This window comes from Ramlibacter sp. (assembly GCF_035706265.1).
Lineage (GTDB): Bacteria > Pseudomonadota > Gammaproteobacteria > Burkholderiales > Burkholderiaceae_C > Ramlibacter.
The window spans coordinates 1-13,921 of sequence record NZ_DASSVG010000185.1 but is presented as its reverse complement, the minus strand read 5'-3'; the positions used below and the strand labels follow the sequence as shown (position 1 = coordinate 13,921).

The 13,921-nt window shown below is 70.4% G+C and carries 12 protein-coding genes and 1 pseudogene; 10 read left to right on the top strand and 3 right to left on the bottom strand.

Features of this window, described 5'->3' with window-relative positions; translation table 11 throughout:
- Window positions 1-498: pseudogene (locus VFM98_RS07000) on the top strand (class 1 fructose-bisphosphatase); the annotation flags it as partial.
- A gap of 25 nt (window positions 499-523) precedes the next feature.
- On the top strand, window positions 524-1,396 hold the full coding sequence (locus VFM98_RS06995; RefSeq protein ID WP_325109188.1) for a phosphoribulokinase: 873 nt from the start codon (window positions 524-526) through the stop codon (window positions 1,394-1,396).
- A gap of 35 nt (window positions 1,397-1,431) precedes the next feature.
- Here the strand turns inward: VFM98_RS06995 and VFM98_RS06990 are convergent, their stop codons facing one another.
- On the bottom strand, window positions 1,432-2,985 hold the full coding sequence (locus VFM98_RS06990) for a BCCT family transporter (protein WP_325109187.1): 1,554 nt from the start codon (window positions 2,983-2,985) through the stop codon (window positions 1,432-1,434).
- 36 nt (window positions 2,986-3,021) lie between these two features.
- Entirely contained in the window at window positions 3,022-4,290 is a 1,269-nt protein-coding gene (locus VFM98_RS06985; protein ID WP_325109186.1) for a putative Na+/H+ antiporter, read from the bottom strand.
- 164 nt (window positions 4,291-4,454) lie between these two features.
- Here VFM98_RS06985 and VFM98_RS06980 point away from each other — a divergent pair, with 164 nt between their 5' ends.
- From VFM98_RS06980 to VFM98_RS06945, 8 genes are all read left to right on the top strand, one after another.
- Window positions 4,455-5,408, top strand: coding sequence for a sensor histidine kinase (locus VFM98_RS06980; RefSeq protein WP_325109185.1), 954 nt, complete (start codon window positions 4,455-4,457; stop codon window positions 5,406-5,408).
- Window positions 5,405-6,046 carry a response regulator transcription factor gene (locus tag VFM98_RS06975; protein WP_325109184.1) on the top strand — a complete coding sequence of 214 codons (642 nt, stop codon included), beginning with the start codon at window positions 5,405-5,407 and terminating at the stop codon, window positions 6,044-6,046. Before VFM98_RS06980 ends, VFM98_RS06975 begins: the two co-directional genes overlap by 4 nt.
- A gap of 72 nt (window positions 6,047-6,118) precedes the next feature.
- Window positions 6,119-8,362: a TonB-dependent receptor gene (locus VFM98_RS06970; RefSeq protein ID WP_325109183.1), complete on the top strand. Its 2,244-nt coding sequence runs from the start codon at window positions 6,119-6,121 to the stop codon at window positions 8,360-8,362.
- Between the two features lie 122 nt (window positions 8,363-8,484).
- The gene (locus VFM98_RS06965) at window positions 8,485-9,747 is read left to right on the top strand and encodes an ABC transporter substrate-binding protein (protein WP_325109182.1); all 1,263 of its coding nucleotides are present in this window, start codon (window positions 8,485-8,487) and stop codon (window positions 9,745-9,747) included.
- Between the two features lie 114 nt (window positions 9,748-9,861).
- Window positions 9,862-10,716 (top strand): branched-chain amino acid ABC transporter permease, encoded by an 855-nt coding sequence (locus tag VFM98_RS06960; protein ID WP_325109181.1) that lies wholly within the window; start codon window positions 9,862-9,864, stop codon window positions 10,714-10,716.
- A 9-nt stretch (window positions 10,717-10,725) separates the two neighbouring features.
- Entirely contained in the window at window positions 10,726-11,709 is a 984-nt protein-coding gene (locus tag VFM98_RS06955) for a branched-chain amino acid ABC transporter permease (protein WP_325109180.1), read from the top strand.
- Window positions 11,706-12,461, top strand: coding sequence for an ABC transporter ATP-binding protein (locus VFM98_RS06950; RefSeq protein WP_325109179.1), 756 nt, complete (start codon window positions 11,706-11,708; stop codon window positions 12,459-12,461). Before VFM98_RS06955 ends, VFM98_RS06950 begins: the two co-directional genes overlap by 4 nt.
- Window positions 12,451-13,158 carry an ABC transporter ATP-binding protein gene (locus tag VFM98_RS06945; protein ID WP_349256096.1) on the top strand — a complete coding sequence of 236 codons (708 nt, stop codon included), beginning with the start codon at window positions 12,451-12,453 and terminating at the stop codon, window positions 13,156-13,158. Before VFM98_RS06950 ends, VFM98_RS06945 begins: the two co-directional genes overlap by 11 nt.
- A 232-nt stretch (window positions 13,159-13,390) precedes the next feature.
- Here VFM98_RS06945 and VFM98_RS06940 read toward each other — a convergent pair.
- Window positions 13,391-13,921: hypothetical protein (locus tag VFM98_RS06940; protein ID WP_325109178.1), on the bottom strand; the 531-nt coding region annotated here is incomplete at its 5' end.

Sequence of the window (13,921 nt, the reverse complement as noted above, 5' to 3'; positions counted from 1 at the left end):
CTGCGCATCCCGGACGACACCGGGGAGTTCGCGATCAACACCAGCAACCAGCTCTTCTGGGAAGCGCCGGTGCAGCGCTACGTGGCGGAATGCGAGGCCGGGCGCGCGGGCGTGCGCGGCCGCGACTTCAACATGCGCTGGATCGCCTGCCTGGTAGCCGAGGTGCACCGCATCCTCATGCGCGGGGGCGTGTTCATGTACCCGCGCGACAGCCGGGAGCCCCGGCGCCCCGGGCGGCTGCGCCTGCTGTACGAGGCCAATCCGGTCGCGATGCTGGTGGAGCAGGCCGGCGGCGCGGCCAGCACCGGGCGCGAACGGCTGCTGGCGCTGCAGCCGGCCTCCCTGCACGAGCGGGTGCCGGTGATCCTCGGCGCGCGCCGCGAGGTGGAGCGCATCGCGCGCTACCACCTGGAACATGACAGCGGGGCGGACCGGCCCTACCTCTCGCCGCTGTTCAACGAGCGCTCGCTGTACCGGCGCGAAGCCCTGGCCCGGTGACCATCGAGATCCAGAGGACCGACCCATGTCCGTGCGGCACCCCATCATCGCCGTGACCGGCTCCTCCGGCGCCGGCACCACCACCGTGATGAACAGCTTCTCGCACATCTTCCGGCGCGAGGGCATCGCGGCCCAGGTGATCGAAGGCGATTCCTTCCACCGCTTCGACCGCGCGGCGATGCGGGAGCGCATCCGGCTCGCCGACGCGGGGCAGGGCGCGCCGATCAGCCACTTCGGGCCCGAGGCCAACCTGCTGGCGGAACTCGAGCGCACCTTCGCCGATTACGGCGAAACGGGCGCCGGCCAGTGCCGCCGCTACGTCCATGCCGGCGAGGGCGCCCATGCGGGGTGCGAGCCCGGCACCTTCACCGCGTGGGCCCGGATGGCCCCCGGCAGCGACCTGCTGTTCTACGAAGGCCTGCACGGCGGCTATGTCGGCCCCGGGGTGGACGTGGCGCGGCACGTCGACCTGCTCGTGGGCGTGGTGCCGATCATCAACCTGGAGTGGATCCAGAAGCTGCACCGCGACCAGAAGCTGCGCGGCTTCAGCCAGGAAGCGGTGGTCGACACGATCCTGCGCCGCATGCCCGATTACGTGAACCACATCTGCCCCCAGTTCAGCCGCACCCACGTGAACTTCCAGCGCGTGCCGACGGTGGACACCAGCAATCCCTTCATCGCCAAGGACATCCCGAGCGCGGACGAATCCATGGTGGTGATCCGGTTCGCGGACCCGAAAGGCATCGACTTCCCCTACCTGCTTTCCATGCTGCACGATTCCTGGATGAGCCGCCCCAACAACATCGTGGTGCCGGGCGGCAAGATGGGGCTGGCGATGCAGCTGATCTTCACGCCGATGATCCTGCGGCTGATGGACTTGAAGCGCCGGGCACAGTGAGACGTCCGCGGCAGGCAGGCCTGCCTTGCGCGCGTTCACGGCGTCGGCGGCGTCCGGGGGATCTCTGCCGGGACCTGCCCGGACAGCTCGCGCAGCCGCCGGCGCATGGCGCGCTCGCGCCGCATCTCCTCCGTCCAGTCTTCCTTCACGCCGCGCCACAGGGCGACCGCCATCAGGATGATCACCAGGGTGAACGGCAGCGCGAACACGATGGTGGCGGTCTGCACCGCCTGCAGGCCGCCGGCCAGCAGCAGGGTGATCGCGATGCCGGCGACGAGCGCGCCCCAGATGATCTTCACGCGCGCCGGCGGGTTCTCGTCACCCTGCGTGCTCATCATGGCCAGCACCAGCGTGGCCGAATCGCCCGAGGTGACGAAGAAGACCAGCACCAGCACCGTCGCGGCGGTGGAGAGGATGCGGGACAGGGGCAGTGCGTCGAACAGCGCGAACAAGGCGGTGGACACGTCGGCCTTCACCGCTTCGGCGATCGGGACGTCGTGCATGATTTCCAGGTTCAGCGCGGTGCCGCCGAACACTGCGAACCACAGGAAGCCGGCCAGCGTCGGCACCGCCACCGTGCCCAGGATGAACTCCCGGATGGTGCGGCCGCGCGAGACGCGCGCGATGAACAGGCCCACGAAGGGCGCCCAGGAGACCCACCAGGCCCAGTAGAAGATCGTCCAGCCGCCCACCCAGGTGCTGTCGCGGAACGGCGTCATGCGCAGGCTCAGGCGGATGAAGTCGGAGAGATAGCTGCCGAGCGTGGTGGTGAAGGTGTCGATGATGGCGATCGTGGGGCCGAACAGCAGCACCGCCAGCGCCAGCAGCGCCGCCAGCACCAGGTTGAAGGTGGACAGCCACTTGATCCCGCGCGTGACCCCCGTGACCGCCGAGACGACGAACAGGATCGTGGTGATGACGATGATGCCGACCTGCGACGCCGCTCCGACCGGCAGGCCCACGACGGCACGCAGGCCGCTGTTGATCTGCAGGGCGCCCATGCCGAGCGAGGCCGCCACGCCGAACGCGGTGGCGATGATGGCGAGGATGTTCACCAGCGGGCCCAGCGCCGCGATCGGCCGCCACGGCAGCGAGCGCACCGCGGTGCTCGCCAGGGCGGACTGGCCGCGGCGGAACTGGAAGAAGGCGATGGCCAGGGCGACGATGCTGTACACGGCCCAGGGATGGAGGCCCCAGTGGAAGAAGCTGTACAGCATGCCGGCGTTGGCGGCCTCGGGCGTGCCCGGCGCGATGCCGGGCGGCGGCGTGCCGTAGTGCGAGACCGGTTCGGCCACGCCCCAGAACACCAGGCCGATGCCCATGCCGGCGGCGAACAGCATCGCGAACCAGGCGCCGGCCGAGAACTCGGGCTCCTCGTCTTCGCCTCCGAGCTTCAACTCGCCGTAACGGGTGACGGCCAGCACCACGCTCAGGAGCACGAGGCCGAACACGATCCAGAGATAGAACCAGCCGAAGTTGCGGGTGATCGCGGCCAGGGCCGTGTCGAACACGTCGCCCAGGTTGCGGGGCGCGACGATGCCCCAGAGCACGATGGCCGCGATCACGCCGGCCGAGACGATCAGTTCCATCGCGTAGTCCTTTTCGGGGGCATCGTCCGCCGCTCGCTACAGGAGCGCGAAGGCCACGAGGCCCACCACGGTGGGGAAGGCGGCGCCGAGCGCGAGGCCGCCGGCGCCGATGGTGCCGTCGGCGAAGCCTTCCCGCAGCAGGGCCACGCCGGCGGGGTTGGGCGCGTTGGCAATCACGGTCAGGCCGCCGCCCGCGACCGCGCCGGCCACCAGCGCGTATTTCGCTTCGTCGGAGATGCCGGGGATGAGCGAACCGAGGTAGGTCAGGGCTGCGTTGTCGGTGAAGGCCGTGAGCGTTGCGGTGCCGAAGAACAGCGTGGTCGGCGACATCGCGGACACGATCGGCTGCAGCCACCAGTCCTGCATGCCGCCCAGCACCACCAGGCCGGCCAGGAAGAAAGCCACCAGCAGCGCCTCGCGCACGATCAGCGGCGCCTGGTAGCGTTCGTAGGCACGCGCGTAGCCGAGGAACAGCAGGAACAGGCCGAGGAAGGCGACCGGGTGGTGGGCGAGCACCACGATGGCCGCCAGGAAGACGGCATGGATCGCGATCACGAGCAAGGGCGCGCGCGGTTCGGTCGCCTCGGCCGCAACATCCGCCGCCAGGTGCCGCCGCACCAGGGCCGTCACCACGGTGGCGTTCACCAGCACGGCGACAGCGGCCTTCCAGCCGAAGGTGCGGGCCATGAACGGCGTGTCCCAGCCCCAGGTGGACGCGACCATCAGCACCGGCGGGGCGGCGAAGGAGGTGAGGGTGCCGCCGATCGAGACGTTGACGAACAGGGCGCCGAGCGCGAGGTACTTCGGCAGTTCCGGAACCTCGCGGCGGAACATCTGCGGCGCCAGCGTCAGCGCGGCGATCGTCATCGCCGCCGGCTCGGTGATGAAGGAGCCGAGCAGGGGCACGAGCGCCAGGCACAACCACACGCGCAGCATCGCGGCGTCGCCCGGGAAGTACTCCGCGGCCCAGTGCGTGGCGGCCCGCACGCCCTCCAGGATCGGGCGCGAGGCGGCCACCACCATCACCACGAACACGAACATCGGCTCCGTGTACTGGCGCGACTCCGCGTAGTTGAGCGCGACCCCGGGCCCGGCCAGCAGCGCCACGAGCAGCATCAGCACCATGGCCCAGAAGCCGAACACGACCTCCACTTCGCCGAGCAGGTGGAACAGCCCGGCATGGGCGGGATAGCGGTGCGCCAGGCGCTCGAAGTGCTTGACGGTGAAGGTGTGGACGAGGGCGATGCCGAACAGGACGGCGCCGAGGATCTGGATCGCGGTAGGTGAGGTTTCCGGTGCTCCCATCGAGGCCGCCACTGTGCGGCCGCGCTTTCTCGGCAGTTTGTAGGAGGCGGACGCTTGGGGCGGGTAGCCCCCAATCGCGGCGGCGCCTGCGGGCCGAAGAGAATCGGCCAGCCCGGCCGCCGCACCCCATGCCCGCCCTGCAGCCTCCTCCCGCCCCCGCGCGCTTGGCGCCGCGGTCCGCAGTGGTGGGCGACGTGGTGGTGGTCACGATCGTCCCGGCGCTCTTCTTCCTCTTCGCCGCCGAGGTCGAGCTCACCGAGCGACTCGCCAGCTGGACCGAGCGCCACGAATCCTGGCAGCTCGACGAACTGCTCCTGACGCTGGTGGTGCTCAGTGCCTGCCTCGCCTGGTTCGGCTGGCGGCGTTTGCGCGAGCGCTCGCGCGAGATGCGCGCGCGGCTCGCGGCGGAGCGGGCCATGCAGCAGGCCGTGCAGCAGAACCGCGAGCTGGCGCGCCAGTTGCTGCGGCTGCAGGAGGACGAACGCCGCCGCATCGCACACGAACTGCACGACGAGCTGGCGCAGGAATGCGTGGCCATCCGCGTCGAGGCGGCCGGCATCGAGGACGAAGCGCGAGCGCGCGGCCTGCCCGGCGTGGCCGGCGGCGCGCGGGCGATCCGCGAAGCCGTGGACCGGCTGCACGGCGGCGTGCGCGAGATGCTCACGCGGCTGCGGCCGCCCGTGCTGGACGCGCTCGGCCTCGAAGCCAGCCTGCATGCGCTGGCCGGCGGCTGGTCGCGCCGCCACGGCATCGCCTGCAGCGTGCAGGTCGAGGGCGCCTGCGACGGCGTCGCCGACGAGATCCGGGTGGCCTTGTACCGCGTCGCGCAGGAGGCGTTGACGAACGTGGCCCGGCATGCCGGCGCCGTGCACGTGCAGCTCGCGCTGGCGGCGGAGCGGGGCACCGACAGCCTGCTGCTGACGGTGGACGACGACGGCCGCGGCCTGCCGAACCGCGCGCCGCAAGGCGGCCTCGGCCTGCTCGGCATGGCTGAACGCATGGCCGCGCTGGGCGGCCACCTGGAGCTGGCTGCCTCGCCGCAGGGCGGCCTGCGCGTCGCCGCGCGCGTGCCGGCGGTGCCGGGTGCACCGTCGGCCAGCGGTGAGGTGCCCGCATGATCCGCATCCTGCTGGTCGACGACCATGCCGTGGTGCGCGAAGGCTACCGGCGCTTCCTCGAACGCAGCGAAGACCTGCGCGTGGTCGGCGAGGCCGAGGACGCGGAGGAGGGCTTCCGGCTCTGGACGCGCCAGGCGCCGGACGTGACGGTGGTGGACCTCGCCATGCGCGGTGCGGGCGGCATGACGCTGCTGATGCGCATCTGCGAGCGCGCGCCGGCCGCGCGCTGCCTGGTGTTCAGCATGTACGAGGATCCGCTGGTGGCGCAGCGCGCGCTCGAATGCGGCGCCTGCGGCTACGTCACCAAGAGCAGCCAGCCCGAGGTGCTGGTGCAGGCGGTTCGCAGGGCGCATGGCGGGCAGGTCTACCTCAGCGCCGACATCGTGCAGGGGCGCGCCGCACTGGCCGAGGACGCGCGCCGGCTGGCCAGCCTGAGTGGCAAGGAACACGAGATCTTCCGCCTGCTCGCGCAGGGCCGCAGCGTCGCGGAGATCGCGCGCCTGCTCAAGCTCAGTGCCAAGACCGTGGCCAACCACCAGTCGCAGATCCGGGACAAGCTCGGTCTCGCGACGCCCGCGGCGCTGGTCCACCTGGCCTTGCGGCACGGGCTGATCGAGCCTTCCGCCGCGTCCCTCTAGGGACAGTCCGAACCCGCGGCGGGAAATCTTCCCTGTGCACGGCCGGGCGAGTCGATAGGCTCAGCGGCCACCATGACACAGCTCCACCGTCGTCTTGCACTGCTCGTCTGTTGCGCCCTCTCGGCTTCCGCCTGGGCCCAGGACGCCCCCGTTCCCACCCTGCCCGAAGTGCGCGTGATCCGCCAGGCGCCGCTGCCGGGATTCGGCATCCCGCGCACGCTCTATCCGGGCAACGCGCAGGAGGCCGACGAGGCCGAACGGCGCGATTCGGGCGCCACCAACCTGCCCGAGTTCATGAACCAGCGCCTGCAGGGCGTGATCGCCAACGAGGTCCAGGGCAGTCCGTTCCAGGTCGACATCCTCTACCGCGGCCAGCGCCTGTCGCCGCTGCTCGGCACGCCGCAGGGCCTGTCGCTGTACCTCGATGGCGTGCGCATGAACCAGCCGTTCGGCGACGTCGTCAGCTGGGACCTGCTGCCCGAAGCCGCGATCGCCGACCTGGTGCTGGTGCCCGGCTCCAACCCGCTGTACGGCCTGAACACGCTGGCCGGCGCCCTGGTGCTGAGCACCAAGTCGGGCCTCACGCATCCCGGCGGCGAGGCGGAGTTCTCCTTCGGCAGCGGCCAACGCAAGCGGCTCGACGTGGCGCAGGGCTGGCGCAACGCCGAGGGCTCGCACCTGTTCGCGGCCGCGACCCTGTTCGACGAAGAGGGCTGGCGCGATCGCTCGCCCGGCAAGCTGGGCAACGTGTTCCTCAAGTACGGGCGGCGGCAGGCCGACACCGACTGGAACGTGAGCCTGCTGGTGGCCGGCAGCAATCTCACCGGCAACGGCCTGCTCAACGAGTCGCTGGCCGCGGTGGACTGGCGCGCCGTCTACACCGCCCCGGACCGCACGCGCAGCCGCGATGCGCTGCTCACGTTCCAGGGCACGCACGCGCTGGATCCCCAGACCACCCTCTCGCTGCAGGCCTGGCTGCGCGGCAGCCGCCGCGATGGCATCAACGGCGACATCGAGGACGACGACGATGACGACGGTGAGGATGATGACGACGACGATGAAGTCGGCGGCCCGCCGCCGGCCGTCTTCAACCGCAGCCGCTCGCGCCAGGAGGAGGCCGGCCTGGGGCTGCAGTGGAACCGCAGCTTCGGCATGCACGAGCTGACGCTCGGCGCCGAACTGGCGGCCAACCGGGTGCGCCACGACCAGTTCTCGCAGGAGGCGGTGTTCGACGCGCGCCGCAACACCTTGCCGGTCGCGGGCGCGGAGGACGTGCACGAGGTGGCCCTGCGCGGGCGCAGCCGCCGCTACGCCCTGTTCGCGGCCGACATCGTCAAGCTGTCGCCGCGCCTGCAGCTCACGCCCTCGCTGCGCTGGAACGTGGTGCACGTCAGCAACACGCTGGGCCACCCCGACGAGGCGGCCGACGAGTCCTTCCGCTACCGCAAGCTGAACCCCGCATTGGGCGCGAGCTACACGGTGCGCGACGGCCTCGTGCTGTTCGGCAATGCCGCGCAGGGCAACCGCGTGCCCACCTCGCTGGAGCTCGGTTGCGCGGATCCCGAGCAGCCCTGCGTGCTGCCCACGGGGCTGCAGGCCGATCCCTTCCTGAAGCAGGTGGTCAGCCGGACCTACGAGGCGGGCGTGCGCGGGCGCGCCGGCGCCAACGTGGAGTGGTCGGCCGCGGTGTTCCGCACCGACAACCGCGACGACATCCTGTTCGTGCGCTCGGGCGTGTCGCAGGAGGGCTTCTTCACCAACATCGACCGCACGCGCCGGCAGGGCCTGGAACTCGCAGCCCAGGGCCGCTACCGCCAGTGGGACTGGCTCGCGAGCTACACCCACGTCGACGCCACCTTCCAGTCCAGCGGCGTGCTGCCGGGGCCCCTGAGCACGGAGGACACGCCCAACACCTTCCGCTCCGGCACCCGCATGGCAGGCGTGCCGCGCAACGTGGTGAAGCTGGCCGTGGGCTGGCGCGTGCTGCCGCAGCTGCGGTTGGGCCTGGACCTGCTGGCGGCCAGCGGCCAGGTGGTGGCGGGCAACGAGAGCGGCACCCGGCCCGAGCTGGGTCGGGTGGCGGGCTACGGCGTGCTGAACGCCCGCGCGAACTGGCAGTTCGCGCGGGGCTGGGAAGCCTGGCTGCGCGTCAACAACGTGACCGACAAGCGCTTCGCCAGCGCCGCGGTCGGCAACCTCGACTTCTTCCCCGCGGGCCGGCCGCTCGCGCCCGGCGAGGAAGCGCAGGCCGCGCGCTTCATCGGCCCTGCGGCGCCGCGCACCGCCTTCGTCGGCGTGCGCTACGTGTGGGAGTGATGTGGTCCGGGGCGCGGCCACGGCCCGGCAGGGCCTTGCAACCCGCCCCGGGATACCCCTGTAGTCCCGACCGGACGAAATTCGATTGAATGGCGGCTCCAATGTCGTCCAGGAGCTCCGCCATGCCTGCAGAACACTCCGGCCTTCTTCCCGCTTCCTTCCCGCGCCGCGCCGCCATCGCACTCGGTGCCGCCACGCTCGCGCTGGGCCTGGCCGCGCCAACGGCCTTCGCGCAGGGCAAGCCCATCCGCATCGGCGTGCCCACGGCCATGCAGCTGCAGGTGGGGCGCGACACGCAGGACGCGATCAAGCTCGCCATCGACGACCTCAACGCCAAGGGCGGCGTGCTCGGGCGCAAGCTCGAGATGGTGGTGGCCGACGAGACGGAGAACCCCGAGACCGGCATCAGCGCGATCAAGAAGCTCACCGCCGACGAGAAGGTCGACGTGCTGATCGGCGGCTACACCAGCGGCGTGACGCTCGCGCAGCTGCCGCACATCTCGGCCGCCAAGACGATCTACCTCGGCGTGGGCGCCGCCTCGCCGGCCATCACGCAGAAGGTCAAGCAGGACTACGACAACTACAAGTACATCTTCCGCGTCGGGCCGATCAACGCGGCCAACCAGGCGCGCGAGCTCACCGGCTTCATCTCCAACTTCGTCAAGGGCGAACTGGGCATCAGCAAGATCGCCATCGTGGGCGAGAACGCCAAGTGGGTGCAGGACCTGGTGCCCGTGCTGAAGAAGGGCGCCACCGAGGCCGGCGCCGACATCCGCGTCACCGAGTTCTTCGACACCCAGACGGCCGATTTCTCGCCGCTGTTCTCCAAGGTGAAGGACTCGGGCGCGCAGTACCTGGTGGTGATCCTGTCGCACGCCTCCAGCGACACCTTCGCCAAGCAGTGGCACGACGCCCGCTTCCCGATGCCCTACGGCGGCATCGACGTGAAGAGCATGGACGGCGACTTCTGCGACCGCATCGGCGCCAAGTCGGTCGGCGAGATGGCGGCCAACTTCGCCGTGCGCGCGCCGCTCACGCCGCGCACCATCCCCTTCTTCGACGAGTTCAAGAAGGCCACCAACCGCTCGCCGGTCTACACCGCCTTCGGCGCCAACGACGCGGTCTACATCTATGCCGATGCGGTCAAGCGCGCCGGCAGCACCGACGCCGCCAAGGTGATCAAGGAGCTGGAGAAGACCAACTACACCGGCATTCCGGGCATCATCCAGTTCGATGAGACGCACGACGTCAAGCCGGGCAACGCCAGCTACAAGGGCCCGTCCTTCCTGCTGGCGCAATGGCGCGACGGCTGCAAGCGCGAGGTGGTGTACCCGAAGACGCAGCGCACGGCGGACTTCAAGTACCCGAGCTGGATCAAGCAATAGAAGGTTCGGCGTTCGGCGTTGGGCGTTGAGCGTTTGGCGTATGGAACCGGCCAACACCCACGCTCAACGCTCAACGCTCAACGCTCAACGCTCAACGCTCAACGCCCAACGTCCATGCTGGAAATCCTGATCGTCGGGGCGGTGAGCAGCGCGATCTACGCGATGCTCGCCGTCGGCTTCACGCTGATCTTCGGCGTGGCCCGGGTGCTCAACCTGGCGCACGGCTCCTTCTACGCGCTGGGGGCCTACGGCGCCTACTGGCTCACGTCCTCGCTCAAGTGGCCGCTGCTGCCCGCCGCGCTGGCGTCGATCGCCGCGGTGGCGCTGTTCGGCGTGGCGGTGGAGCGGGTGTTCGTGCGGCCGATGCGCTCGTCGCAGCTGGCGGTGCTGATGATCACGCTGGCGGTGGCGCTGGTGGTGGAGCAGGCGCTGTTCCTCACCTTCGGCTCGGAGTACCGCAACGTGCCGGGCTTCGTCGATGCCAAGGTCACGATCGGCGGCGTCGACGTGGCCGGCTCGCGCCTGCTGGCGCTGGCGGTGAGCGTGATGGTGATCGCGGCGCTGTGGCTGTTCATCCAGCACACGCGGCTGGGCTCGGCCATCCTCGCCATCTCGCAGGACGCGCAGGCGGCCCAGTACGTCGGCATCCCGAGCGACCGGATCTTCTCCGTCGTGATGGGGATTTCGGCGGGGCTGGCGGCGGCGGCCGGCATCCTGGCCGGGCCCTTCCTGAGCGTGCAGCCCACCATGTGGCTGCTGCCGATCGTGAAGGCCTTCGCCATCGTGGTGGTGGGCGGCCTCGGCTCCATTCCCGGCAGCATCATCGCCGCCTTGATGCTGGGCTACGCCGAGACCATCGTGGCCTACGCGGCCTCCACTTCGTGGACCGAGATCGTCTCGGTGCTCGCCACGCTGCTGATGCTGGTGGTGCGGCCGGCGGGGATCTTCGGCCGCCGCGCCGCCTTCTAGAGGGCCCGCATGCTGCGCCACCGCCTCGACCTCGCCGCCGCCGCCGTCCTGGTCGGTGCGATGGCGCTCCTGCCGCTGGTCTTTCCCAGCAACTACCTGATCGGGGTGCTGACGGTCAGCGCGATCTACGGCATCTGGGCCGTGAGCTGGGACTTCATGTCCGGCCTCACGGGGCGCGAGAACTTCGGCCACAGCCTGTTCATCGGCGTCGGGGCCTACACGGCCGGCTTCCTGAACACCAGCTTCGGCGCCAATGCGTGGTGGAGCCTGCCGGCCGGCATGCTCGTCTCGGTGCTGTTCGCGCTGCTGATCGGCCTGCCGACGCTGCGCCTGAAGGGGCCGTACTTCGCGCTCGCCATGCTCTCGGGCGCGGTGATCATGCAGCGGCTGATGCTGATCTTCTGGGAGTACACGGGTGGGGAGGAAGGCATCAACGGCCTCGAGCCGCTGATCCGCTCGCAGCTCGGGTTCTACTACTTCGTGCTTGGCACGCTGGTGCTCATGACGGTGCTGCTGCTGGCGCTGGCGCGCTCGCACTGGGGGCTGATCCTGCGTGCCATCCGCGGCGACGAGGCCACCTGCCAGGCGGCCGGCATCAACGTCACCTTCTACAAGATCGCCTCGCTGGTGATCAGCGCCGCCTGCGCCGGCGCCGGCGGCGCGATGTACGCGCACTACCAGCTGCAGGTGAGCCCGCAGCTGTTCGCGGTGGTCACCTCGATCACGATCATCACCATGGTCTACGTGGGTGGCATGGGCACCATCTACGGCCCGGTGGGCGGGGCGATCCTGCTGGTGCTGCTGACGGAGCTGCTGCGCGAGTTCGGCGAATGGCGGCTGATGGTGTACAGCTGCGCGCTGATCCTGATCCTGTTCTTCCTGCCCCACGGGCTGGTCGCGCCGGTGTGGAAGAAGCTGCGCTCGCTCCTGCGGCGCAAGGGCAAGGAGCCGCTGGTGCCGGTGGCTTCGGATGCGATGGAGCAGCGCGCATGAGTGCACTGCTGGAAGTCGAGAACCTGAACAAGCGCTTCGGCGGCCTGCACGCGCTGCGCGACTTCGCCTGCACGATCCGGCGCGGCGAGATCGTCGGCATCCTCGGCCCCAACGGCGCCGGCAAGACCACCCTCTACAACCTCTTGACCGGCTTCATCCCGCCCGATCCGGGCGCGCGCATCGTGTTCGACGGCCACAGCCTGCTGGGGTTGCCGCCGTACCGCATCGCCGCGCGCGGCATCTCGCGCACCTTCCAGCTTTGCCGGCCCTTCGCCGGGTTGACGGTGCTGGAGAACGTGGTGGTCGGCGCGCTCGGCCTGCAGCGCGAACGCGGCGCCGACCTGCAGGCGCGCGGGCGCGAGCTGCTGGCGCGCGTGGGCCTCGCGGGGCGCGAAGAGGTGCCGGTGGCCGTGCTGTCCTATGGCGACCAGCGCCGGCTGGAGATCGCCCGCGCGCTCGCCGCGCGGCCGCGCCTGCTGCTGCTGGACGAGCCCTTCGCGGGCCTGGGCAGCGGCGAGATGGCCGAACTCTCGGCGCTGATCCGCCAGGTGCACGCGCAGGAGGGGCTCACCGTGGTGCTGATCGAGCACAAGCTGCGCGAGTTCATGAGCCTGGTGCAGCGCGTGATCGCGCTCGATTTCGGCGCCGTGATCGCGCAGGGCACGCCGGAGGAGATCGTGCGCAATCCCGCGGTGGTCGAGGCCTACATCGGCCGCGACGCGGACGTGGCGGAGGCCGCCCATGCTGCTTGAGGTGCGCCAGCTCTCGGTGGCCTACGGCAAGGCGGTGGCGCTGGAGGACGTGTCGCTGCAGGTGGCGCCGGGCGAGTTCGTCGCCGTGCTGGGCCCCAACGGCGCCGGCAAGAGCACGCTGCTGAAAGCGATCTCGCGCGCCCAGCCTTCGTCGGGCACCCTCACGTTCAAGGGCGAGTCGCTGCAGGAGCTGCCCGCGCACGCGGTGGTGGGCAAGGGCATCTGCCATTGCCCCGAAGGGCGGCGGCTGTTTCCCGAGCTCACCGTGCTCAAGAACCTGATGCTGGGCGCGTGGCTGCGCAGCGACCGCGCGCAGGTGCAGGAGGACCTGGAGCAGGTCTATCGCCTGTTCCCGGTGTTGAAGGAGCGCGGTGCCCAGGTGGTGAGCACGCTCTCCGGCGGGCAGCAGCAGATGGTGGCGATCGGCCGCGCGCTGATGGGACGGCCCGCGCTGCTGCTGCTCGACGAGCCTTCGGTCGGGATCGCGCACCGCCTGAAGGTGGAGATCTTCGACGCCATCAAGCGCATCCAGGCCGGCGGCACGGCGATCCTGATGGCGGAACAGGATGCCCAGTCGGCCCTGCGCGTGGCCGACCGCGTCTACGTGCTGGAGCACGGCCAGGTAGGCCGCAGCGGCAGCAGCGCGGAGCTGGGATCGGACGACTACATCCGGCAGGCTTACCTGGGGGTCAACTAGCAAGGGCTGCGGCGCGGGCTGGCGGATTCGTAGACTGGCGCTGGAGCGACAGCGAAAGCCCAGCGCTCCGCTGCGCTCGCGCATCGCTGGGCTTCGCGCTGTCGCGGCTCAGCACCAGCCTACGGGTGCAAGCGCGGCTCAACACCCAGCGTACGGGTGTAGCCACGTGGCGAGGCGCCGTCTCGTAGGCTGGCGCTGGAGCGACAGCGAAAGCCCAGCGATTTCGGCCTGCTCACCGCGCGCGCCGCTCCCATCGCGGCAGCTGCACCGGAATCCTCGCTGCGAAGTCCGCCATCCGCAGCAACCGCTCCAGCAGCACTTCCGTGCGGCGCGCCTGCGGCGAGCCGTCGAACAGCCAGTGCGTGAAGACCGTCAGGAAGATCGTCGTGAGCACGGTCTCCGCCGTCTCGCGCCGCCAGCCCACCTCCGGCACCATCGCCACCTCGCGGATCCACTGCACCGTGTCGCTGATGCGCAGCACGCCGCGCACCTGCAGGTGCACGTGCTCCGGCTGCAGCTTGTAGCCCAGCATCTCGCGCGTGATCCGCCGGTGCGGCGCCAGCGTTTCGAGCCACTCGGTGTACGCGTCCTGCAGCCTCTCGCGCACCGGCAGCTGCAGCCAGCCGGGCGTCTGCGCCAGCCGCAACAGCGCGGCATCGGCGAGGTCGAACCAGGCCTCCGCGATGGCGTCCTTGTTGGGGAAGTGGCGCTGGATGTCGGCCAGGCCGATCCCCATCTCGCGCGCCACCTCGTACAGGTGGAT